This window comes from Actinoplanes sp. M2I2 (assembly GCF_023544445.1).
GTDB lineage: Bacteria > Actinomycetota > Actinomycetes > Mycobacteriales > Micromonosporaceae > Actinoplanes.
The window spans coordinates 431,286-452,024 of record NZ_JALPVJ010000007.1; the positions used below are offsets into that span (position 1 = coordinate 431,286).

Here is a 20,739-nt window from a genome sequence, read left to right on the forward strand (position 1 = left end):
ACGAGGCCGTCGCCCCCGCCGCGGACAGCGGCCGGATGTCGCGCGGCGAGGTCGTCCAGGCCCTGTCCGGCCTGATGCTCGGCATGTTCGTGGCCATCCTGGCCTCGACCGTCGTCTCCAACGCGCTGCCGCGGATCATCGCCGACCTCGACGGCAGCCAGTCCGTCTACACCTGGATCGTCACCACCGAGCTGCTCGCGATGACGGCCACCGTCCCGCTCTGGGGCAAGCTGGCCGACCTCTACAACAAGAAGCTGCTCATCCAGATCTCCCTGGCGCTGTTCGTGGCCGGTTCGCTCATCGCCGGCTTCACGCCCGATGTCGGCGTGCTGATCGTCAGCCGCGTCGTGCAGGGCATCGGGGCCGGCGGCATGACCGCGCTGGCCACGATCGTGCTCGCCGCGATCATCCCGCCGCGCGAGATGGGCCGCTACTCGGGCATGTTCGGCGCGGTCTTCGGCGTCGCGACCATCGCCGGCCCGCTGATCGGCGGCGTCCTGGTCGACACGTCGTGGCTCGGCTGGCGCTGGTGCTTCTTCATCGGCGTGCCGTTCTCGCTCGCGGCCATCGCGCTGCTGCAGAAGACCCTCCACCTTCCTTCCGTACGGCGGGCCGGGGTGAAGATCGACTGGCTGGGCGCGTTCCTCATCACGGCCGGGGTCAGCACCCTGCTGATCTGGTCGACGCTCGCGGGCCAGCACTTCGATTGGGCCTCGGGGGAGACCGCGGCGTTCGTGGCCGGCGGTGTGGTGCTGCTGGCGCTGGCGGTGTGGGTGGAGTCCCGCGCCGACGAACCGATCATCCCGCTCGGCATCTTCCGCAACCGCACCGTCACCCTGACCATCGTCGCCAGCGTGCTGGTCGGCGTGGCCATGTTCGGCGGCACGGTGTTCCTGTCGCAGTACTTCCAGGTCGCGCTGGGTAAGTCCCCGACGGTCGCCGGCCTCATGAGCCTGCCGATGATTTTCGGTCTTCTGGTCTCCTCGGTGGTCGCCGGAGCGCTCATCACGAAATTCGGCCGGTGGAAGATCTACCTGGTGGCCGGCGCGATCATCATGACCATCGGCATGCTGCTGCTGAGCACGATCGGCGCCGGCACGAGCGTTTTGATGATCTCGATCCACATGGCGGTCCTGGGCATCGGCGTCGGCATGCTGATGCAGAACCTGGTGCTGGCCGCGCAGAACGACGTGCCGGCGGCCGAGCTGGGCGCCGCCACCTCGACCTTGACGTTCTTCCGCAGCATGGGCGGGGCGATCGGCGTGAGCGCCCTCGGCGCCGTCCTGGCCGGCAAGGTGACCTCCGGGTTCGCCGAGAAGTTCGGCGCCGCGGCCGGCAACGGCGGCACGGCCGAGGTGCCCGACGTGAGCACGCTGCCTCCGCAGGTGCTGGCCGTCGTCAAGGACATCTACGGCACGGCGACCGCGGAGCTGTTCCTGATCGGCGCGCCGATCGCCGCCCTGGCCGTGATCGCGGTGCTCTTCATCAAGGAGAAGCCGCTGTCGACCCTGAGCGGCGACGAGCGCCGGGCCCAGGAGGAGGCCGCCGCCACCGGCATCCCACTGCACTGATCACGACGCGACCCGGGCCGTCCCTCTCGCAGGGGCGGCCCGGTCTCGTTCACAAAGGTGTCGGGGTCAGGACGGGCGCAGGCCCACCGACGTGCGCGGCGAAGGCGGCTCGGCGCAGCCCAGCAGACCGACCAGGCCCGAGACCCAGAGCTGGCGGTACACCGTCGGGCTCGGGTGGCTGACCACCAGCTTGATGCCGCTGGCGGCGGCCGTATGGAAGCAGGCCACCAGGATGCCGATGCCGATGCTGTCGATCAGCATCACGCGTTGCAGGTCGAGGCAGATCTTGCCCGGCGTGGAGGTGGTCAGCACGTCGTTGACGGCGTCCCGCATCACGTGGGCGTTGTCGAGGTCGATCTCACCGCTGGGGGCGATCTCGACGGTGCCATCGGCCAACTGGCGCGTGGTGATCGGCAGATACACGGCTGCCCTCTTCCTGGCGTCGAGCGGGCCGACACCGACCTTCCGCGTGGAGGGCGCACCGTCGACCACAAAAGTCTTGGGGGGCGTCGAACGCCTTGCCCGGGCGCCGCTCTCCGACCGCGTTCCTACAACAATCCGCTGGTCTGCAAGTTACGCCACGTAGGCGCGGAACGCCAGAGTAGTTCATATGGCCTGAATGTGCTGGAACGGTCAGAGCGTGGCGGGAACGTTGACGTTCAGCATGCCGGGGTCGAATACTCACCGTATGCGATGGGACTCACTTCGGCATGGTTGACATCCCCCCGAGGTCCGCCCACATTTTCTCCGAAGTGCCGGAAGTAGTCCCCTTCAGCAGGGTGGACATCGATGAGGCGCGCCTGATGCTAAATCGTTTCTACTACCCGGTGGCGGTTGGTACGCCGGAGGACGTGGCCGACTTCGAGCTAGGCGTGGGAGTGATCCAACTCGGACCTCTAACGGTAGGACATTTAAGCTTCACCAGCCCCGTGACGCTGCTGGTGGCCGAGTTGGACGCCTACCACGTCACCACGCCGACGCTGGGCCGCCTGCACGCCCGGCACGCCGGGCGCGAGGTGTTCGCCGACCCGTTCACCGGCGTCGTCTTCGGACCCGGCAGCCCGGTCTCCACCACCCGGGAGGCCAACTCCTCCGAGCTGGCCGTGAAGGTCGAGCGCAAGGCCCTGGAGGACGAACTGTCCGGGCTGCTGGGTCACCCGATCGAGGGACCGCTGTGCCTCCCCCCTGAGGTGGACCTTTCCACCGGCCCGGGGCATAGCTGGCTCCGGCTGGTCCGGCTCCTGTGCGACGAGCTCGCGTACGACCGGAGCCTCTTCTACGAGCCCCTGATCGCCGAGCAGTTGCGCTGTTCGGTGCTGAACGGTCTGCTGCTGTGCCTGCCGCACCGCTATCACGACGAGCTGACCGGCCCGATCAGCGCCGGCCCGCCCCGGGCCATCCGCCGGGTCGTCGACGCCATCCAGAACGAGCCCGAGCGCCCGTTCACCGTGACCGACCTGGCTCGCGCGGCCAACATGAGCGTCCGCTCGCTGCAGGAGGGCTTCCGCCGCCACCTGGGCCTGGCGCCGATGACCTACCTGCAGCAGGTGCGACTGGATCGTGCGCAGGAGGCCCTGCGGCGAGCGGATCCCGCGCGGGTGACGGTCGCGGCCGTGGCCCATCGGTGGGGATTCGCCCATCTGGGCCGGTTCGCCTCGTCCTACCGGAGCCGCTTCGGTGAGTCCCCGTCGGAGACGCTGCGATCGTCGCGGTGAGGGCCGCCGTTCACTCGCCCGGGTCGCTGCGGCGGGGCTGCGGAACCTCGTTCGCAACCTCGTTCGGAGCGGGGCGCGCCGGCGCCAGGCCGAAGATGTGGCCGCGCGGCGGAACCCACTCACGCCACGGGCCCAGCCGGACGGGAACCGCCGCCAGCTCGCCGTCGCCGGCCCCCCGCTGGGTCCGCAGATAGGCCAGAACGCGGACGGCCGCCTCGCCGCCGTCCTCGGCCAGGCTCAGCAGCAGACGGCGGGCATCCTCGGCCGCGGGGTCACCCGGGTCGAGCCCCGGCACATCGGCGACGGGACGGCGCAGCAGGGACGCCAGGCCGGCCAGTGCCTGCATCACGTCACAGGCGTCCCGCTCGGCATCGGACAGGCTCGTCACGACCGCCCTCCCCGACTCTCGGTCATGCGTCTCCCCCTCACGCGCCCGCTCGGCGGCGGGACCGGCATACCTCCGACCGGCCCGCTGTAAACAGACGTCAAGCCGAAAATGTATTCGGCTCACTACTCAGCGTCCATCCGTAACGCGCAGGCCCTGTCCAGTTAGCGCTCAGTTTGCCCATGCGACAGCATGATCGTCCCTTTCCGCAAGCGGTACGACGTGCGACGACGGCACTCCACCATCCGATCTGCGCGGAACCGGTCCACCGCACGCGGACGCCGCTCGACCGGGATGCGCGCCACACCTTCGGTCAGAAGACGCACCAAGGGGGTATAGACCGAGCAGCCAAGCGTGGGAGGACATCATGACCGACGAGATCCGTCAGCCCCTGGAGGAGACACCGGAGGTCGCCGACGCCATCGAGGACGACGTCGCGGTCGACGCGTTCATCACCGGCGGAGGCACCGACCCCGACACCCCCGAGTTTCTGCAGCCGGGCCAGGAACCGGTCGTACGCACCGGGGCCGACCAGCCCTGGGACCCGGAGGACCTGGCCGTCGCCGAGGGCCGTGACCCGACCCCCGAGAACGTCGAGCGGGCCCGCGTCGAACTGGAGCGGGACGGCGCCGCTGCCATCGAGCGCACCGTTCCCTGAGCAGGCTCAGGCGACCGTCACGCTGATCGTGTGCCACCCCGTGGCTCCGCTGGGGAACGGGGTGGCCCGGTCCTGGATCTGCACGGCCCCGGTCTCGTCCGTGGCCCGTACGGCGATCGAGTGCGGTCCCGGAGTCGCGCGCCACGAGTAGCGCCACTGCACCCACGTGTCCACCGACGGCACCGGCAACAACTCGGCGGTCGCCCACTCCCCGTCGTCGATCCGTACCTCGACGGTCTTGATGCCCCGGCGCTGCGCCCAGGCGACGCCGGCCACGGTCACGACCCCCGCGTCGAGCCGGGTGAAGGGTTTGGGCCGGTCGACCCGTGATCCGGTCTTCACCGGGGCCTCGGCCGCCCAGCCGCGCGAGACCCAGTACGGGTCGAACTGGTCGAACGTCGTCAGCTCGAGCGAATCCAGCCACTTGCACGAGCCGGCGTACCCGTAGATCCCGGGGGTCACCATCCGCACCGGGAACCCGTGCTCGAGCGGCAGCGGCTCCCCGTTCATGCCGACCGCCAGCATCGCGTCCCGCCCGTCCAGCAGCGTGGCCACCGGCGTGCCGATCGTCATGCCCTCGACCGAGCGGGCCACCACCTGCTGCGCGCCGGATTCGATCCCGAGCGAGCGCAGCAGCGGAGCCAACGGCACGCCGAGCCACTTGGCCGTGCCCATGTAGGGACCACCGACCTCGTTGGACACGCAGGTCATCGTGATCGGCCGCTCGATCAGCGGCATGTCGAGCAGGTCCTCGAACGAGACCCGCAGCTCTCGGTCGACCATCCCGTGCACCCGCAACGACCAGCCGTCGAGGTCGACCCGCGGCACGGTGAGCGCGGTGTCCACCCGATAGAAGTCCTTGTTGGGCGTGAGCAGCCCGGCGTTCACCGGCGGACCGGGATCGGCCGCGGCCGGCAGTCGCACCGAAGCCCGGGCCCGTGCTCGCGCCCCGCCGACCGAGCGCCGCACCGCCACAGCCCCGCCCGAGGCCACCACCGCACCCCCGGCCACCAGGGCCGCAGCCCGCAGGAAACCACGACGGTCCACCCGTACGCCGGACGGGTCCGGCTTGGTACGCAGCAGCCACCACAGCGCCAGCCCGGCCAGCGCCGCCCCCACCAGGGACGGCACCACGTCGTAGGGCTGAGCGGCCGGACGGGACAGCGCCGCCCCGGCGCCGGCCAGGCCCAGCAGCGCCGGCCCGGCCACCGCGACGAGCCGCCGGCGGCGGCCCGCGATCCCGGCCGCCGCGGCCAGGGCCGCGACCACCAGGGCGATGACTCCGAGGAGCACCGGCTTGTCGTTCGTCCCGAGCTCGCGTACCGCGAACTCCTTCACCGCGGTCGGCGTCGCGTCGATGACCGCGCCGCCGACGGCGACCAGCGGCCCGGCCGCCGGCCGGGTGGCGGCCGCCAGCACCTCGGCCACCGCCACCCCGAAACCCGCGGACACCAGTCCGGCGACCGCCCCCGCCAGGGGCCGCATCAGCTCTTCGGCATCAGGACGGAGTCGATGATGTAGACGGTCGCGTTGGCCGTCTGCACGTTGCCGCAGATCACCGAGGCGTCGCCGTTCACCTTGAAGTCCTCGCCACTGCCGCTGACCGTGACCTCGCCACCCTGCAGGGTCTTGTGCGGGCCGGCCAGCGCCTCGGGGGCGAGCTTTCCGGGCACGACGTGGTAGGTCAGGATGCTGGTCAGGGTCTTCTTGTCGGCCAGCACCTTGTCCAGGGTCGCCTTGGGGATCTTGCCGAACGCGTCGTTGGTGGGCGCGAAGACGGTGATCCCGTCGGCCGAGTTGAGCGAGTCGACCAGTCCGGCCTTCTTGACCGCGGTCACCAGCGTGGAGAGCAGCGGGTTGCCCGACGCGGCGGTGGCCACCGGCACCTGGGCCATGGCCTGGAAGCTGCCCGGGTTCGACGCGTCCGTCGGCACGGCCGAACAGCCGGCGCCGAAGGTCGTCATCATGTCCATCGGCGCCGAGCTGGCCGGGGCCGCGCTGGTGGCCGTCGGGGCCGGGGCCGCCCCCGTGTCGCTACCGCTGTCGGAGGAGTCGCTGCCGCACGCGGTCAGCGAGATCGAGAACAGCGTCGCCGCCGCGAGGGCGGTGAACTTCATTGCACGCATGATTCGTCCCTATCTTTGGAGTATGTACCTTCACTCCTGATTCGTGGCGAACCGTGCAGCGGATTGGTCGAACCTCAAACAAGTTTGACGTCGGCGATCATCGGCAGCGTCGGCGTCGCCGAACCGTTCGGCGGCTCGATCGTCAGACCGACGTCGGTCGCGCCGGGCAGCCCCTCGAGCACCACGACGTCCGCCGCCTGACCCTCGCGCAGCACCCCGGCATTCCGCGGCGCGCCGCCGGGCCGGATGGTCCAGAGCTGATAGACGCGGTCGGTGGGCGCGGCATCGGCCGACAGCATCACCACGCCCGCGTTGTGCAGGCGCGACGTGGCCACCGTGACCCGGCCCCCGGTCGAGACCGCCTGCTTGCGCACCACCACGTCGGGCGACGCGAGGATCGCCCGGACGCGGGCCTCGTTCGCGCGGGCCGCCTCGGCGACCTGCTGCCCCTCGCGTACGCGCTGGTCCTGGACCACGTAGACGGCCGAACCGGCGCCGATCGCGGCGACCACCGCGGCGGCCGCGGCGGTGAAGCGCCACCGGCGCGGAGTCGTCCGGGCCGCGCGCGACCCCTCGACCACCGGCGGCAACTGACGGGTCCGCCCGATCTCGGCCATGACATCGGTGCGCAGCCGCGGCGGCGGCACCGACCAGGTGTTGTCGGCCAGCCGGGCGGCCGTCTCGCTCAGCTCGCCGGCCTCGGCCCGGCACGGGTCGCACTCGCGCAGGTGCCGCTCGAACGAGGCCCGCTCGATGTCGTCCACCGCGTCGAGCACGTAGGCGCCGACCAGGGTGTGGATGTCCGTGGTCATGCCGAGGCCCCCGTTCCCATGCAGTCGCGCAGGCGGATCAGCCCGTCGCGCATCCTCGTCTTCACCGTCGGCAGCGGCGTGCCGAGCAGCTCGGCCACCCGTGGATACGAATGGCCCTGGTAGTAGGCCAGCGTCACGGCCTGGCGCTGCAACTCGGTCAGGTCGTCCAGACAGCGGCGCACCTGCTGGCGTTCGAGCCGCCCGGCGACCTCGTCGACCACCGCGTCGTAGGGCGTGTCGACCGACGCCGCCCCGGCCCGCATCGTCCGCTCGCTCGCGGCCTGCTCGGACCGCACCCGGTCGACCGCCCGCCGGTGCGCGATCGTGAAGATCCAGGAGGTGGCCGAGCCGCGCGCCGGGTCGAAGCGGGCCGCCGTGCGCCACACCTCGACGATCGCCTCCTGGGCGACCTCCTCGGCCTGCGCCGGGTCCCGCAACACCCGCCGGATCAAGCCGTAGACCCGGGGGGCGACGAGGTCGTAGAGCTTGCCGAACGCCGTCTCGTCGCCACGCGCCACCTGACGCAGCAGGTCACCCGCCTCCACCGGAGGCGGCGCTGTTCCCGGAACCGCCGCCAGGTGCTCCGGGCGACGGCTGACACCGCGCTCCGCCATGGGACCCGCCTCTCGCTGTTGCCGCCATTCAAACCCCGATTCGGTGCGCCCGGACCCGCAGACTGGTCGGGCGGCCGAGATTCTCCCTACAACCTCAACCGGCAAGGCGCCGTCTATTGATGGACGACAAGACGGGAGCGGGGATGAACGACGAATCGGACGCCGGCTACCTCGAGTACGTCTCCGGGCGGATCCCGGCCCTGCGGCGCGTCGCCTTCCTGCTGGGCGGCGACGAGCACCAGGCCGACGACCTGGTGCAGGAGACCATAACCAAGCTGTACGCGAAATGGCCGCGCATCGCGAAGGTCGAGAACCTCGACGCCTACGTGCACACCATGCTCGTACGGGCGTTCCTCGACGAGAAGCGCCGGGGCTGGTGGCGGGTGAGCCTGCGAGACGTGCCCCCCGACCGGCCGACCGGCCCGGCCGCCGGGGCCGCTTCGACGGAGGAGCGGGCGGTGCTGCGTGCCGCCCTCGACCGGATCCCGGCCCGCCAGCAGGCCGTCCTGGTGTTGCGCTTCCTCTGCGACCGCTCGGTCGCCGACGTGGCCCAGCTGCTCGGCTGCTCGGAGGGCACCGTGAAGAGCCAGACGTCGCACGGGCTGAACGCCCTGCGCCGGATCCTGGGTGACCGCGTCGGAGGTGCGCTGTGAACGACGAGGAGTACGGCATCCTGGTGCTGCGGCCGCTGGGCGGCGACCCGGAGGGCCCGTCCGCGATCGACGTGGGCAAGGCGATGCGCGACGGCCGCCGTCGGCGCCGCCGCTGGTGGACCGGCGGCTCGACCCTGGCCGCGGTGCTGGTCGCCGCGCTGACCGGCGGCGTACTGGTGGCCACGCAGCAGACTCCGCGGCCGGGGCCCGACCTGCCGCCCGACCCGGTCCTGCCGGCCGCGTGCACGGCCGGCCCGCTGCCGACCGGGCCGCACGAGAGCGCCGAGGTCAGTGGTGGCGACCCGAGTGGCGCCTGGCTCGTCGGCATGTCCGACGCGCACCTTCCCACCCCGCCCGTCAGCCACTCGGTCCTCCTGTGGCACAACGGCGAACTCGTGGCCGACGTGCGGCCGCGGGACGTCCGCAAGGGCAGCCCCGGGGTCCGGATGAACGACGTCAACGGCTCCGGCGTCGCGGTCGGAAGCGATCCCCGAGGCAACTCCGACCCGTGGGTCCTCGAGAACGGGGAGGTCCGCAAGCTGGCCGGCGCTCCCGGCGAAGCGAACGCGATCAATGACGCCGGAGTGATCGCCGGGCGGAGCGGCCCACCGGGCCAACGACGGCCCGTGCGGTGGACGTCCCCGGACGCCGAGCCCACTCCCCTGCCCGTGCCGGCCGGCCTCGGCAACGTTCAGCCGACGGTCACCGACATCGCGCCGGACGGAACGATCATCGGCGAGATCGGCGGGCGCGCCTACCTGTGGTGGCCCGACGGCACTTCCGGATACGTCGGCCTGCCCACGGTCGAGGGCCGCAAGGCCGACGGGTTCCTGCCGATGGCCTTCAGCCACGGCTGGCTCTACGGCACCCTGTTCCTGCCGATGGCCGAGCCGAGCCCGGCGGGGTTCCTCGGGGGCGAGGCTCGCGACACCCCGATCTACCGGTACGACCTGCGGTCCCGCATCTGGCAGAAGCTGGCCGACTGGCAGATGGAGACGCAGGTCGCCGGCACGTTCCACGGGCAATTCATGGCGGCCGAGCCGAAAGTGTTCGTCGGCCGCCAGGTTCTGAGCCTTCCCGCCTACCCGGCGCCGATCATGGACGGCACCGCCAACTTCCTCATCGAGAACGTCAGCGACGACGCCCGGACGGTGGCCGGCACAGCGTTGAGCGGCGTCGCCGACCCGTCGAAACCGGCTGTGCCGGTCATCTGGCGTTGCCGATAGTCACCGTACGACCCGAGGTGATCGCCTGCTGCGCGGCGACCAGCACGGCGGTCACCTCGGCCCCGAAGCGGACGTCCAGCTCGACCGGCGGCCCACCGGCGGCCGCGGCGATCAGCTGGTCGATCGCGAGACCCAGAGCCTCGGTCGGCGACCACGGCGCGTCGGGCACCGGGCGCACCCCGGCCTCGCCGGCGAACTGGGCGTCCTCGCGTTCGGCGGCCGGTGGCGCGTCGACCGAGAGGGTGAGGTTGCTGATCGTGCCGCTCGCGTGCCGCAGCAGCAGGTGGGTCATGTCGCGCGGGCCGGTCATCCCGGCCACCTCGGTCACCGCGCCGAGCACCGGCAGCACCAGGGCGAGCGCGTGCGGGCCGACGTCCCACAGCCCGCCGCTCGCCTTGCGCCAGGGCGACGCGCCGAACGGGTTGTCGTCGGTGAAGATCGAGCCGAGGTGGTCGATCCGGGCCTCGGTCCAGCCGCCGGTCGCCGCCGCGTCCGCGACGAACTCGGCGATCTGCGGGAACAGGCGGCGGGTGAAGAACACCACCGAGGCCAGCCCGCGCTCGGTGACCGCGGCGACGATCTCGGCGGCCTCCTCGTTGGTGAACGCCACCGGCTTGTCGAGCAGCAGGTGCCGGCCCTGCCGGGCGGCCCGCAGCGCGAGCGGGGCCTGCACGTCCGGTGGCAGGGCGATCGCGACGGCGTCCACGTCGGCGATCAACTCGTCCTGATCGGTGTAGGCGCGGACGCTGTGCTCCCCGGCCAGCTCGGCGGCCTTGTCGGGATTGCGCCCCCACACCCCGACGAACTCGGCCTCCGGGTGGGCGGCCAAGGCGGGCGCGTGGGCCAGATGCGCCCAGGGTCCCGTACCGAACAGTCCGAAGCGCATGTCGCCTGCCTCTCGTGAGCTTGAGCCGCAAGCTACCAGGCCGAGATCCATCAGTACGCTGTGCCGGGTGAACGGTCCTCTGTCGGTGGCGACCATCATCGCCGCCCTGGTGCTGGCGGCGTGGTATCTGCTGCGCTCCGCCCTCAACCGCGCCCCGAGCCGCTTCGACCTGCTGGCCGCCGTGGTGCTCAGCGCGCTGGTCGCGGTCCTGGTCGTGGTCGCCGTCGTCGGCCTCTTCGACGGTTCCCGCCCGAGCGACACGGCCACCTTCGCCGGCTACCTGATCACGACGATCGCGTTCACGCCGGTCGCCGCCTATCTGGCCCGCCTCGAACCGACCCGGTGGGGCAGCCTCATCCTCGGCATCGCCTGCCTGGTGATCCCGGTTCTGGTGCTGCGGCTGCAGCAGATCGCGTCGGTGACCGGTGCCTGACTCCTCGACCCGCCCCCGCGACGCCGCCCTCGGCACCGGCCTCGGCCGCGTGCTCCTGCTGGTGTACGGCATCTTCGCGCTCTCGGCCAGCGCCCGCGCCCTCGTACAGATCAGCACGCACTTCGACGAGGCCCCGCTGGCCTACCTGCTGTCGGCGTTCGCCGGCCTGGTCTACCTCTCGGCGACGGTCGGCCTGGCCGTCGGCGGCATCCGGGGGCGGCTGATCGCCCTGGTCAGCTGCAGCATCGAGCTGATCGGCGTGCTCGCGGTGGGCCTCCTGAGCATCGCCGACGCGGTCGCCTTCCCGGACGACACGGTGTGGTCGAAGTTCGGCAGCGGCTACGGCTACGTCCCGCTGGTGCTGCCCTTCATCGGCCTGTGGTGGATCTGGCGCCACCGTCCCCGGCCGGGCGACGCCTCTTCCTGACACCGCCGCGGCCGGGCGGCGACGCCTCTTCCTGACACCGCCCCGGCCGGACGGCGACGCCTCTTCCTGACACCGTTCCCGGTGGCGCCGGGCCGCGGCCCGGCGCCACCGGCGGTGCAGGCGTCAGTCGTCGGCCTCGATGGTGTGCGGGACGAAGAAGCTCAGGTTGTTGGTCACCAGGCCGTTGACGCCGAGGCCCTCACGGATGCCCATGCCGGCCGGTTCGCCGTCGATCAGCCACGAACCGATCACCGGGTGGACCGTGCCCTCGAGCCCCTCGAAGGACGGCAGTTCACACAGCTCCTGCACGACGAAGCGCCCGTCCGACCCGTACTCGGAAGGGTTGTCGGTGATGGTCTGCCCGTCGCGCACGAGCGTGACCGAACCGCCCTCGCGACCCCAGATCGGCTTCTTGGCGTAACTGGTGAGCGAGGCCGCCTTGGACGACTCGGCGAAATAGGCCGGCAGCAGGTATTTGCTGCGCTCCGGATGGTCGCCGAAGAGCATCCAGAGCACCGGCAGCAGGGCCTTGTTGCCGAGCAGCGCGGCCTTGTAGGGCGGCTCGATCCAGACCGTGCCGTGCTTGGTGGGGTCGGCCATGTTGCGGAAGAAGGCCTTGCCGCCCTCCTCCGTCCAGAACCACTCCCACGGATAGAGCATGAAGATGACGTCGATCGGCTCGGCCTGGTGTTCCTTGCCGGGGGCGGGCACGAAGACCACGCGGTCGCCGGCGACGTCCCAGCCGATCTGGCTCATCGCGATCAGCTCGACCGGGTAGCCCGCCTCCTCGGCCGTGGCCATCAGGTAGGCCACGTTCATCCGGTCCTCGCCCGAGGTCTCGGACGTCTCGTACGCGAAGAAGATCTTGGGCTTTTCGGGGAGCCAGGTGCGGGCCTCGCGGAGCTTGGTGATGTTGCGCCGCCAGGCGCCCGGGTCGCCCGGCTCACCGGGGGCCGCGGGCCAGCCGACCAGGCGGTCGTGGATCGAGTTCCACTGGCGCCACGGGTGCTTGGTCACGCCGGTCTGGTCGACCCAGTGCCACTGGATGACCGCGCTCTCGACCAGCGAGGTGGGTGTCTGCGCGTTGAACTCGAGCAGCTTGGGCGTGCTCCCGGCGCCGTTGTACCAGAGATCGAAGCGGCCGTAGACACTCGGCGAGTAGTCCGGCGTCTCCATCGGCAGGCGCATCTCGGGGTCTTTGTCGTAATGCGTCCAGGTCTCGGCGTCGCCGTCGAACCAGGTCCGGATGATCTGCTCATGCGCGAACTCGGGTATGCCGATCTTGGCCAGGAAGCACGTCGACGGGTTGCACACCGACGCGAAGTAGCCGTCCTTGCGACCCTGCACCGTGTGACGCGGGCACTGCTTCACCATCCAGTCACCGGCCTCCAGGCACATCTCGAAGATCGCCGTGGTGGCGGTCTCGAGCTCCTCGATCTCGGCCGTGGTGAAGTCGTAGTAGGGGCCCTCCTGCCAGTACGACACCATGGTGCCGTCGGGCAGTTCGGTGTCGTTGTAGGTCAGCCCGAGGCTGTAGTTGGTGAGCTTCCAGCCGTCGCGGACCGGACCGTACGGAACACGTCGCACGCTCAGCCGCCCGAGCTCTTGCCGGAGCCGCGGGCGGCGCCGCCCTTGCCGACCACGCTGGTCTTCACCGTGCCGTTGGCGATCTTGCCGCTGGCCGGAAGACCGAACGACTGCCGGGCGGCCCGGTCGTTGTAGGCGAACCGGTTGCCCCCGGCCGGCAGGACGGAGCCGACCGGGTAGCCCGGCCGGTAGGCCGACGAATACCAGATGAAGAACGGAAGGACGCCGAGGCCGGATCCGCCGTTGTTGTCGTTGTCGTCGCAGTAGTCCTCGTCGACGACGGTGCCGTTGGCGTCGGCGCAGTAGAAACCGGCGTCCTGGTAGTCGTCATCGTTGTCGCACGCTGCTGCGCCGCCCGCCGCGAGGAGCAAGAACGTGCTGGTCAGCGACACACTACGCGAGCTCATGCGTCGGTTCATCATCATCCCTTTGTAGCGCCTCCCGGCAACTTCCGCTCTATGCGCGGGGCCCTCCGGCAACATAGATGACCTGGCCCGAGACGAAGCCGGCACCCTCACTGACGAGGAAGGATACGGTGTTCGCCACGTCCTCGGGGCGACCTGCCCGGCCGACCGGGATCTGAGCGACCGCGGCCTGCTCGAACTGGGCGAAATCGACGCCGACGCGGGCCGCCGTGGCCGCGGTCATGTCGGTCACGATGAAGCCCGGGGCGACCGCGTTGGCCGTGATGCCGAACCGGCCCAGCTCGATCGCCAGGGTCTTGGTGAAGCCCTGCAGGCCGGCCTTGGCCGCGGCGTAGTTGGCCTGACCGCGGTTGCCGAGCGCGGAGGTGCTGGACAGGCTGACGATGCGGCCCCAGCCGGCGTCGACCATGTGCTTCTGCACGGCCCGGCTGAACAGGAACGCGCCGCGCAGGTGGACCGCCATCACGGTCTCCCAGTCGTCGTCGGTCATCTTGAAGAGCAGGTTGTCGCGCAGCACGCCGGCGTTGTTGACCAGGACGGTCGGCGCGCCCAGCTCGGCGACGACCCGGTCGATGGCCGAGTTGACCTGGATCGCGTCGGAGACGTCGGCGCCGACCGCGAGCGCCGTCCCGCCCGCGTCGTGGATCGCGGTCACCGTGTTGGCGCAAGCGCCCTCGTCCAGGTCGACGACGGCGACTGCCATGCCGTCGGCGGCGAGCTGGCGAGCGGTGGCCTCACCGATGCCGCGGGCGGCTCCGGTGACGATGGCAACGCGGGTGGGAGCGGACTGCGACACTCGATCCTCCGTAAGTCAATGTGCACTAAGAGTGCACTTTAACCCGCCGTCACGGCGTACGCCGTAGGCGGATCCATCGGTACCCGAAGCCGGCCACCTCGACCTTGTCCCATTTGCCCAGCTCGGCGTACTCCTGATCGGCCAGGACGTCGTTGGGCTCCTCGGCCTCGGCGGCGAGGGAGCTGAGATCGAGGGTCGCCGTTTCGGTGCCCAGGTTGTGCACGAAGACCATCGTGCCGGTCTCGCCGTCCGCCCGGTGGACCAACACACTGGTCGGGGCCGGAATATCGATGTGCGTGCAGCTGCCCGCGCCGACCTCGGGCGCCTCGCGGAGGGTCCGGATCATGCGCTCGAACCAGGAGAGCAGCGACCGCGGGTCATGCCGCTGGACGGTGACGTTGACCTGCTCCCAGCCGAAGTCACCACCCGAGATCACGGGACGGACCAGGTCACCGGTCTTGGCCGCCGAGAAGCCGCCGTTGGGCAGGTGGGACCACTGCATGCCGGTGCGGATGGCGTGCCGGCCCTCCTGCGACAGGTCCTCGCCCATGCCGATCTCTTCGCCGTAGCGCAGGACCGGGGTGCCGCGCAGGCTGAACTGCAGGGCGTAGGCCAGCTCGATGTGCCGCCGGTCGTTGCCCAGCATCGGGGCCAGCCGCCGCCGGATGCCCCGGCCGTAGAGCTGCATCTCGGGCTCGGGGCCGAACTTCGCGAACACCTCGGCGCGCTGCTCGGCGGTCAGCCGGGACAGGTCGATCTCGTCGTGGTTGCGCAGGAAGGTGGCCCACTGCCCGCCGGCCGGCAGCTTGGGGGTGTCGCGCAGGCCGTCGATGATCGGCTCCGCGTCCTCGCGGGCCAGGGCCAGGATGAGCCGGGTGTTGAGCATGAAGTCGAACAGCATGTGGATGCGGTTGTTCGAGCCGCCGCCGTCGCCGAAGAACTTGTTCAGCTCGTCGGGCTCGACGTTCGCCTCGGCCAGCAGCACCGCGTCGCCCTTGCGCCACTGCACCCACTGCCGCAGGTCGGTGAGGAAGTCGAGATCCTTGGTGGCGTTGGGGTTGCCCGGCTGGGTCTCCTCGATGATGAACGGCACGGCGTCCATGCGGAACCCGGCCACGCCCAGCTGGAGCCAGAACGCGCAGATCTTCTTGATCTCTTCGCGGACCTCGGGGTTGGTGATGTTGAGGTCGGGCTGGAACTTGTAGAACCGGTGGTAGTACCAGCTCTTCGCCGTGCGGTCGTAGGTCCAGGTCTCGTCCTGCTCTCCCGGGAAGACCATGCCCTGCTTGCGGTCGGACGGTTCGGTGTCCGACCAGACGTACCAGTCGCGGTACGGCGAATCGGGCGACGAGCGGGCCGACTGGAACCACGGGTGCTTGTCGGAGGTGTGGTTGACGACCAGGTCGATGATCACCTTGATGCCCAGGTTGCCGGCCTGGTGGAGCAGCTCGGCGAAGTCACCCAGGCTGCCGAAACGCGGGTCGACGTTGTAGAAGTCGGTGACGTCGTAGCCGTCGTCGCGGTCGGGCGACGGGTGGATCGGGTTGAGCCACAGGCAGGTGACGCCGAGCCGGGCCAGGTAGTCGAGCCGGCCGATCATCCCCCGGATGTCACCGCACCCGTCCCCGTCGGAGTCGGCGAACGTGTCGATGTCGGCGCAGTAGACAACGGCCTTCTGATACCACCGGTCAGTCATGCCTCTTTCTTTCACCGATGCTCCACATGCCGAAACCGCACACCCCGGTGCACCACTCGCCCGCACCGGGCCGGTTGCAACGGGACCCCGGGCCGGTACGGTCATCCGCCGGCCCGGCGCCCACCGTTCACCCCTGCCGCGCGGGCGCCGGCGGGAGACCGCGGCGGTCGAGCACCGACGCGCCCGCAAAGGCAGCGACCGGGACGAGCACCAGCGCCGCCCACTGCAGCGGCCCGATCAGCTGCGTCGACTCCGGATGCCGCATGTTGTACTCGATGAAACCGCCGAAGCCCCATTGCACCAGCGGCACCGTCACGATGACCGGCGCGGCCCAGCAGGCCAGCCGGCGGCGCAGGCCCGGCTCCTGCCGGAGCACCGCCGCGCCGACCAGTGCCACTGCGAGCCCAGCCACCGCCCACCGCCAGCTGTAGGAGATCAGCGTGCCCTGCACGACCAGGACCATCCCGGCCGCTGCGACCCACCCCCAGCCGGCCGGCCGGGCCCGGCCCCGCTCGGCGACGAGCCCGGCGATCAGCACCACGACCGCAGCGACGATCAACCAGAAGGCCCACAGCACCGAGGCCGGAGTGTCCAGATAGAAGCGAGCCGGGGACAGGATCTCGCCGGCCAACCCCGCTGTCGCCCCGACCGCGCCCAGCATCCGCCACCCGACGAAGGCGGCCACCAGGACGACGCCCCAGCCGGCCAGCCGCACCCAGCTCACCGCGTCGACGGGAACCGAGCCGAGATAGTCGCGCAGTGCCCCACGCACGCCACCGGAGACCCGGCGCAGCGCCACCGCGAACAGCAGCATCGCCCCGAAGACCTGCACCACCCGGGCCGCCCGGCTCTCCCGGGCCGACCCTCGCAGGTGAGCGGCGAGCGCCCCGCGCAGCACGTCGAAGACCTGCGCCGGGCCCGGCCGCGGGTCGGCCATCAGGACGCCGAGCATCTCCTCCTCGTACTCCCGGCGGAAGTCGCGCGGATAGAGCGCGAGCAGGCGGCGGTAGCGGATCTCGGGCATGGTCACGCGGTGGCTCCCCCGAAGTCGGCGCGGCGGGCGCGCAGACGCCCCTCCGCGATGGTGGCCTGCTCGCGCAGGCGGGCTGTCTCGGCCGCGAGGCTCTGCTCACCGGCCCCGGTGAGCCGGTAGTAGCGCCGCAGGCGGGACTGGACGACCTCTTCCCGATCGACCTCGATGAGACCCTCACCGCGCAGACGGTCGAGGGCCGCGTAGAGGGTGCCGGCGCGCAGGCGCACCCGGCCGCCGGTCATCCGCTCGACGTCCTCGATCACGGCATAGCCGTGCTGGGACTCGCCGGCGAGCGCCGTGAGGATCAGGAAGGTCGGCTCATTCACGCCGGAAGCATATACCGATCGTCGGTATATGGCGGCCCCTCTTCGGGAGCGAGTGGGACAGTCACGCTTCAGGTTGGTTTCAGCTTGGCCGGGTACGAAGGGGCGGTGGCAGAATCGGGTCTGAGCCAGCAGGGTGGGCTGACGGGATGGGTCGCGTCCGTCATCGAGTCGCTCGGCGAGCTGGGCGTCGGCCTGCTCGTCGCCCTCGAGAACGTCATACCGCCGATTCCCAGCGAGATCGTCCTGTCCCTGGGCGGCTATCTGGCCAGCCAGGGCCGGGTCAACCTGATCCTCGTCTTCGTCGCGGCCACCGCCGGTTCGGTCGGCGGCGCGCTCCTGCTCTACTGGCTCGGCTACGGCCTGGGTGAGGAACGGCTGCGCCGCTGGCTCGACCGCATCCCCCTGGTCGACGCCGACGACCTCGACAAGGCCGACAGCTGGTTCGAGCGGCACGCCAAGGCGGCTGTGCTCTTCGGACGGTGCGCGCCCGTGGTCCGCAGCCTGATCTCGATCCCGGCCGGCGCCAACCACATGCCCCTGGGCCAATTCGCGATCTTCACCACGATCGGCAGCGGCGTCTGGAACGCCATCTTCGTGGGCGGCGGCTACGCGCTCGGCTCGCGCTGGCAGGACCTCGAGAAATACAGCCAGTACTTCGACTACGCCATCTGGGCGCTCATCGTGCTCTCGGTCGGCAGCTGGGTCGTCAAGAAGGTGCGGAAAAGGCGACGCGCGGCCGCTGGACGGAGCGGCCGCGCGTCGAGTGAGCGGTAAAGCGTCTAGAAGCCGGCGCTGATCCTCGTGAAGGCCCAGTCGCCCTGCGCGATGCCGGAGCAGTTGGAGACCACACCGCCACCGGCGCAGCCCCGGTCCCGGTTGACCGCCCAGAAGGTGAAGCGGGACAGGCCCTTGCTCTTCGCGTAGTCCCGGATCCGGGTCCACGTCTCGACGCTCGTCAGCTCCTGCTGGTCGGACAGGCCGTTCATGCCGGAGATGCCGATGTGCGAGTACGCCTGCGCGTCGGTGTAGCCGAACGTGGTCTTCAGCAGATTCTTCAGGCCCTCGGTGGCGCCCACGGTCGAGCCGTACATGTCGGCGCCGCCGCCGAAGTCGAACGGCATCTGAGTGAAGATGTCGATGTTGGCGCCGAGCGCCTTGGCCTGCTGCACCAGCCGCGTGCCGTAGAAGTTCGGGCCGGTCGGCGAGGTACCGAAGGTCAGGATCGTCTTCACCGACGGGTTCTTCTGCTTGACGATCTTCAGCGCGTTCAGGACGCGGTCCTGGACGACGGCGTTCTCGAACTCGTCGGAGTTCTCGATGTCGATGTCGATGGACTTCAGCTGGAAGGCGTCGATGATCTTCTGGTACGCGCCGGCCAGCGCCTCCGGGGTCGCGCAGTTGGGGCCGAGCTTGTTGCCGCTCCACCCGCCGACCGACGGGACGATGTCCATGCCGGCCGCCCGCGCCTGGGCGATGTAGGTCGCGTGGACGCCACCGGTCAGCCCGCTCTCGCCGTCCCAGACCGGGTTGCAGCCGTTGGCAGCCAGGACGAACGCGATCGTGAAGGCCTTGACGCCGGTCCCGGCGAGCGTCGACGGCGCCGGCGGGTTGCCCCAGCCGGGGTAGACGTACGGCGCCGCGACCATCTTGGCGCCGGTGGCCGGCGGCGTGGTCGGGCCGGTCGGGGGCGTGGTGGGCGGCGTGGTCGGCGGCGTGGTCGGGGACGTGGTGCCGCCGCCGCAGACGCCGTTGTCGGCCCAGACGTCCCACTGTGCACTGTGGGTCGAGGGCGAGTCGCCCTGGGACCACCACTTGGCGGTGTAGTTGTGGCCGTTCTGCGAGGCCGCGTTGTCCTTGACGTAGACGGCGCTCGAGCTCCACGCGGGGGCACAGGCGGCGGCCGCGTTCGAGACGGCCATCGGCAGCACCGCGGCAGCCGTACCGGCTGCGGCGACCGTGCCGAGAATGAGCAACTTCCTGCTCAGCTTCAAGGGGGTTTCTCCTGCTACGGGGGTGGGGGTGGATCAGGGGAGGGTGGCGAGGTGGGGCTTGACGGTGTTGGCGAAGCCGTTGCCGTTGGTGACGTCCCAGTTGATCGACCAGGTCATCGCGCCCCGGATGGCCGGGTAGGTGGCCGGCGGCCGGAAGGAGCCGCAGTTGGTGGCCCGGGCCAGGCAGTCGAGCGCGTTGTTGACGACAGACGGGGCCACGTAGCCGCCACCGGCGGCGCGGGTGCTCGCCGGCAGGCCCAGCGCGACCTGGTCGGGACGCAGGCCGTTCTGCAGCTGGATGCAGGCCAGCGCGGTCAGGAAGTTCACCGTGCCCTGGCTGTACGCGGCGTTGTTGTCGCAGCCGAGCATCGAGCCGGAGTTGTAGAACTGGGTGAACACCACGGTCAGGATGTCCTTGATGCTCAGCGCCAGCGCGAAGTAGGAGGACTGCGCCGACTGCATGTCGATGGTCTGCGGCGCCATGGTGATGATGAGGCCGGCGCCCGCCTTGGCCCGCAGGCTGCGCAACGCCTGAGCCATGTAGGTCGCGTTGAGGCCGTTCTCCAGGTCGATGTCGACGCCGTCGAAGCCGTACGTGGTCATCAGCCGGTACACCGAGTCGGCGAACGCGGTGGCGGCCGCGGCGCTGTTGACGGCGACCGTGCCCTTCTCACCACCGACCGAGATGACGACCTTCTTGCCGCGCGAGTGCAGCGTGGCGACGTCGGCCTTGAACTGGGCGTCGGTGTAGCCGCCGACCGCGCCGGCCAGCCCCGGGTCGAGGTTGAAGGTGACCGCGCCGGGCGTGCCGGCCGCGTCCGCGAAGGCGACCGCGACGAGGTCGTAGGTGTTCGGCACGGCGGCGAGCTTCAGCGGGGCCGCGCCGTTGTCGAAGTTCTGCCAGTAGCCGGTGAGGAAGTGCTTCGGCAGCTGCCCGTTCGACGGCGGGGTGGTCGTCGGCGGTGTGGTGGGCGGGGTCGTCGGTGGCGTCGTCGGCGGGGTGGTGGGAGGAGTCGTAGGCGGCGTGGTCGGGGTCGTACCCCCGCAGGCGCCGTCGTTCTTCCAGACGTCCCACTGTCCACTGTGAGTGGCCGGGGACTCGTTCTGGTTCCACCACTTGGCCGAGTAGTTGGTCCCGTTCTGCGAGGCGGTGTTGCCGTTCACGTAGACCTGCGTGGCGCTCCACGCCGGCGCGCAGGCTGCCGCGGCCGACGCCGTGCTGGTGAAGTAGGTCGCCGCGCCACCGGCGACGAGCGCCGTGACCGTCGCCAGGACTACCGATCTGGACCGCCTCATGGCCATCTCCTTCACCCGAACCCAATGAGATGCGTCAATCATTAGGACTGTTAACAGTAAAAGTCCAGAGGGCCGGACCTTAA

The 20,739-nt window shown here is 70.6% G+C and carries 23 protein-coding genes; 8 read left to right on the top strand and 15 right to left on the bottom strand.

Going from position 1 to position 20,739, the window contains the following annotated elements; translation table 11 throughout:
- Positions 1-35: 35 nt before the first annotated feature.
- A complete protein-coding gene (locus HJC40_RS16500; protein ID WP_250002081.1) occupies positions 36-1,571 on the top strand; it encodes an MDR family MFS transporter in 1,536 nt (511 codons plus the stop codon).
- Positions 1,572-1,637: 66 nt separating this feature from the next.
- Here HJC40_RS16500 and HJC40_RS16505 read toward each other — a convergent pair whose 3' ends face one another.
- A complete protein-coding gene (locus HJC40_RS16505) occupies positions 1,638-1,994 on the bottom strand; it encodes an STAS domain-containing protein (RefSeq protein ID WP_250001960.1) in 357 nt (118 codons plus the stop codon).
- Positions 1,995-2,374: 380 nt separating this feature from the next.
- On the opposite strand from HJC40_RS16505, the gene HJC40_RS16510 reads away from it, so the two are divergent.
- Complete coding sequence (locus tag HJC40_RS16510) at positions 2,375-3,286, top strand: AraC family transcriptional regulator (protein ID WP_250002082.1); 912 nt, start codon at positions 2,375-2,377, stop codon at positions 3,284-3,286.
- Between the two features lie 10 nt (positions 3,287-3,296).
- On the opposite strand, the gene HJC40_RS16515 is transcribed toward HJC40_RS16510, so the two are convergent.
- Entirely contained in the window at positions 3,297-3,674 is a 378-nt protein-coding gene (locus tag HJC40_RS16515; protein ID WP_250001961.1) for a hypothetical protein, read from the bottom strand.
- A gap of 364 nt (positions 3,675-4,038) precedes the next feature.
- On the opposite strand from HJC40_RS16515, the gene HJC40_RS16520 reads away from it, so the two are divergent.
- Entirely contained in the window at positions 4,039-4,329 is a 291-nt protein-coding gene (locus HJC40_RS16520) for a hypothetical protein (RefSeq protein WP_250001962.1), read from the top strand.
- Between the two features lie 6 nt (positions 4,330-4,335).
- Here HJC40_RS16520 and HJC40_RS16525 read toward each other — a convergent pair whose 3' ends face one another.
- The 4 genes from HJC40_RS16525 to HJC40_RS16540 form a co-directional block, all read right to left on the bottom strand.
- Positions 4,336-5,814: a molybdopterin-dependent oxidoreductase gene (locus HJC40_RS16525; RefSeq protein ID WP_250001963.1), complete on the bottom strand. Its 1,479-nt coding sequence runs from the start codon at positions 5,812-5,814 to the stop codon at positions 4,336-4,338.
- Positions 5,814-6,455, bottom strand: a complete 642-nt coding sequence (locus HJC40_RS16530) for a fasciclin domain-containing protein (protein ID WP_250001964.1) — start codon at positions 6,453-6,455, stop codon at positions 5,814-5,816. The genes HJC40_RS16525 and HJC40_RS16530 overlap by 1 nt, the downstream gene beginning before the upstream one ends.
- Positions 6,456-6,529: 74 nt before the next feature.
- Positions 6,530-7,267, bottom strand: a complete 738-nt coding sequence (locus HJC40_RS16535) for an anti-sigma factor domain-containing protein (RefSeq protein WP_250001965.1) — start codon at positions 7,265-7,267, stop codon at positions 6,530-6,532.
- On the bottom strand, positions 7,264-7,881 hold the full coding sequence (locus HJC40_RS16540) for a sigma-70 family RNA polymerase sigma factor (protein ID WP_250001966.1): 618 nt from the start codon (positions 7,879-7,881) through the stop codon (positions 7,264-7,266). The genes HJC40_RS16535 and HJC40_RS16540 overlap by 4 nt, the downstream gene beginning before the upstream one ends.
- Positions 7,882-8,024: 143 nt before the next feature.
- Here HJC40_RS16540 and HJC40_RS16545 point away from each other — a divergent pair, with 143 nt between their 5' ends.
- Positions 8,025-8,534, top strand: a complete 510-nt coding sequence (locus tag HJC40_RS16545) for a SigE family RNA polymerase sigma factor (RefSeq protein WP_250001967.1) — start codon at positions 8,025-8,027, stop codon at positions 8,532-8,534.
- Positions 8,531-9,760 (top strand): hypothetical protein, encoded by a 1,230-nt coding sequence (locus HJC40_RS16550; protein ID WP_250001968.1) that lies wholly within the window; start codon positions 8,531-8,533, stop codon positions 9,758-9,760. The genes HJC40_RS16545 and HJC40_RS16550 overlap by 4 nt, the downstream gene beginning before the upstream one ends.
- On the opposite strand, the gene HJC40_RS16555 is transcribed toward HJC40_RS16550, so the two are convergent.
- Positions 9,741-10,646, bottom strand: a complete 906-nt coding sequence (locus HJC40_RS16555; protein WP_250001969.1) for a Gfo/Idh/MocA family protein — start codon at positions 10,644-10,646, stop codon at positions 9,741-9,743. The genes HJC40_RS16550 and HJC40_RS16555 overlap by 20 nt on opposite strands.
- 67 nt (positions 10,647-10,713) lie before the next feature.
- Here HJC40_RS16555 and HJC40_RS16560 point away from each other — a divergent pair, with 67 nt between their 5' ends.
- Positions 10,714-11,079, top strand: coding sequence for a hypothetical protein (locus HJC40_RS16560; protein ID WP_250001970.1), 366 nt, complete (start codon positions 10,714-10,716; stop codon positions 11,077-11,079).
- Positions 11,072-11,506: a hypothetical protein gene (locus HJC40_RS16565; protein WP_250001971.1), complete on the top strand. Its 435-nt coding sequence runs from the start codon at positions 11,072-11,074 to the stop codon at positions 11,504-11,506. Before HJC40_RS16560 ends, HJC40_RS16565 begins: the two co-directional genes overlap by 8 nt.
- 123 nt (positions 11,507-11,629) lie before the next feature.
- Here the strand turns inward: HJC40_RS16565 and HJC40_RS16570 are convergent, their stop codons facing one another.
- The 6 genes from HJC40_RS16570 to HJC40_RS16595 form a co-directional block, all read right to left on the bottom strand.
- Positions 11,630-13,093 carry a glutathionylspermidine synthase family protein gene (locus tag HJC40_RS16570; RefSeq protein WP_250001972.1) on the bottom strand — a complete coding sequence of 488 codons (1,464 nt, stop codon included), beginning with the start codon at positions 13,091-13,093 and terminating at the stop codon, positions 11,630-11,632.
- A gap of 2 nt (positions 13,094-13,095) precedes the next feature.
- Positions 13,096-13,500 (bottom strand): hypothetical protein, encoded by a 405-nt coding sequence (locus tag HJC40_RS16575; protein ID WP_250001973.1) that lies wholly within the window; start codon positions 13,498-13,500, stop codon positions 13,096-13,098.
- Positions 13,501-13,549: 49 nt separating this feature from the next.
- A complete protein-coding gene (gene fabG / locus HJC40_RS16580) occupies positions 13,550-14,314 on the bottom strand; it encodes a 3-oxoacyl-ACP reductase FabG (protein WP_250001974.1) in 765 nt (254 codons plus the stop codon).
- 49 nt (positions 14,315-14,363) lie between these two features.
- Positions 14,364-16,010, bottom strand: coding sequence for an alpha-amylase family protein (locus HJC40_RS16585; protein ID WP_250001975.1), 1,647 nt, complete (start codon positions 16,008-16,010; stop codon positions 14,364-14,366).
- Between the two features lie 127 nt (positions 16,011-16,137).
- The gene (locus tag HJC40_RS16590) at positions 16,138-17,040 is read right to left on the bottom strand and encodes a hypothetical protein (protein ID WP_250001976.1); all 903 of its coding nucleotides are present in this window, start codon (positions 17,038-17,040) and stop codon (positions 16,138-16,140) included.
- On the bottom strand, positions 17,037-17,369 hold the full coding sequence (locus tag HJC40_RS16595) for a PadR family transcriptional regulator (RefSeq protein ID WP_250001977.1): 333 nt from the start codon (positions 17,367-17,369) through the stop codon (positions 17,037-17,039). The genes HJC40_RS16590 and HJC40_RS16595 overlap by 4 nt, the downstream gene beginning before the upstream one ends.
- A 105-nt stretch (positions 17,370-17,474) precedes the next feature.
- Between HJC40_RS16595 and HJC40_RS16600 the strand changes: the two genes are divergently transcribed.
- On the top strand, positions 17,475-18,143 hold the full coding sequence (locus HJC40_RS16600; RefSeq protein ID WP_250001978.1) for a DedA family protein: 669 nt from the start codon (positions 17,475-17,477) through the stop codon (positions 18,141-18,143).
- Between the two features lie 5 nt (positions 18,144-18,148).
- Here HJC40_RS16600 and HJC40_RS16605 read toward each other — a convergent pair whose 3' ends face one another.
- Positions 18,149-19,360 carry a chitinase gene (locus HJC40_RS16605; RefSeq protein WP_250001979.1) on the bottom strand — a complete coding sequence of 404 codons (1,212 nt, stop codon included), beginning with the start codon at positions 19,358-19,360 and terminating at the stop codon, positions 18,149-18,151.
- Positions 19,361-19,393: 33 nt separating this feature from the next.
- A complete protein-coding gene (locus tag HJC40_RS16610; protein ID WP_250001980.1) occupies positions 19,394-20,656 on the bottom strand; it encodes a chitinase in 1,263 nt (420 codons plus the stop codon).
- Positions 20,657-20,739: the final 83 nt, after the last annotated feature.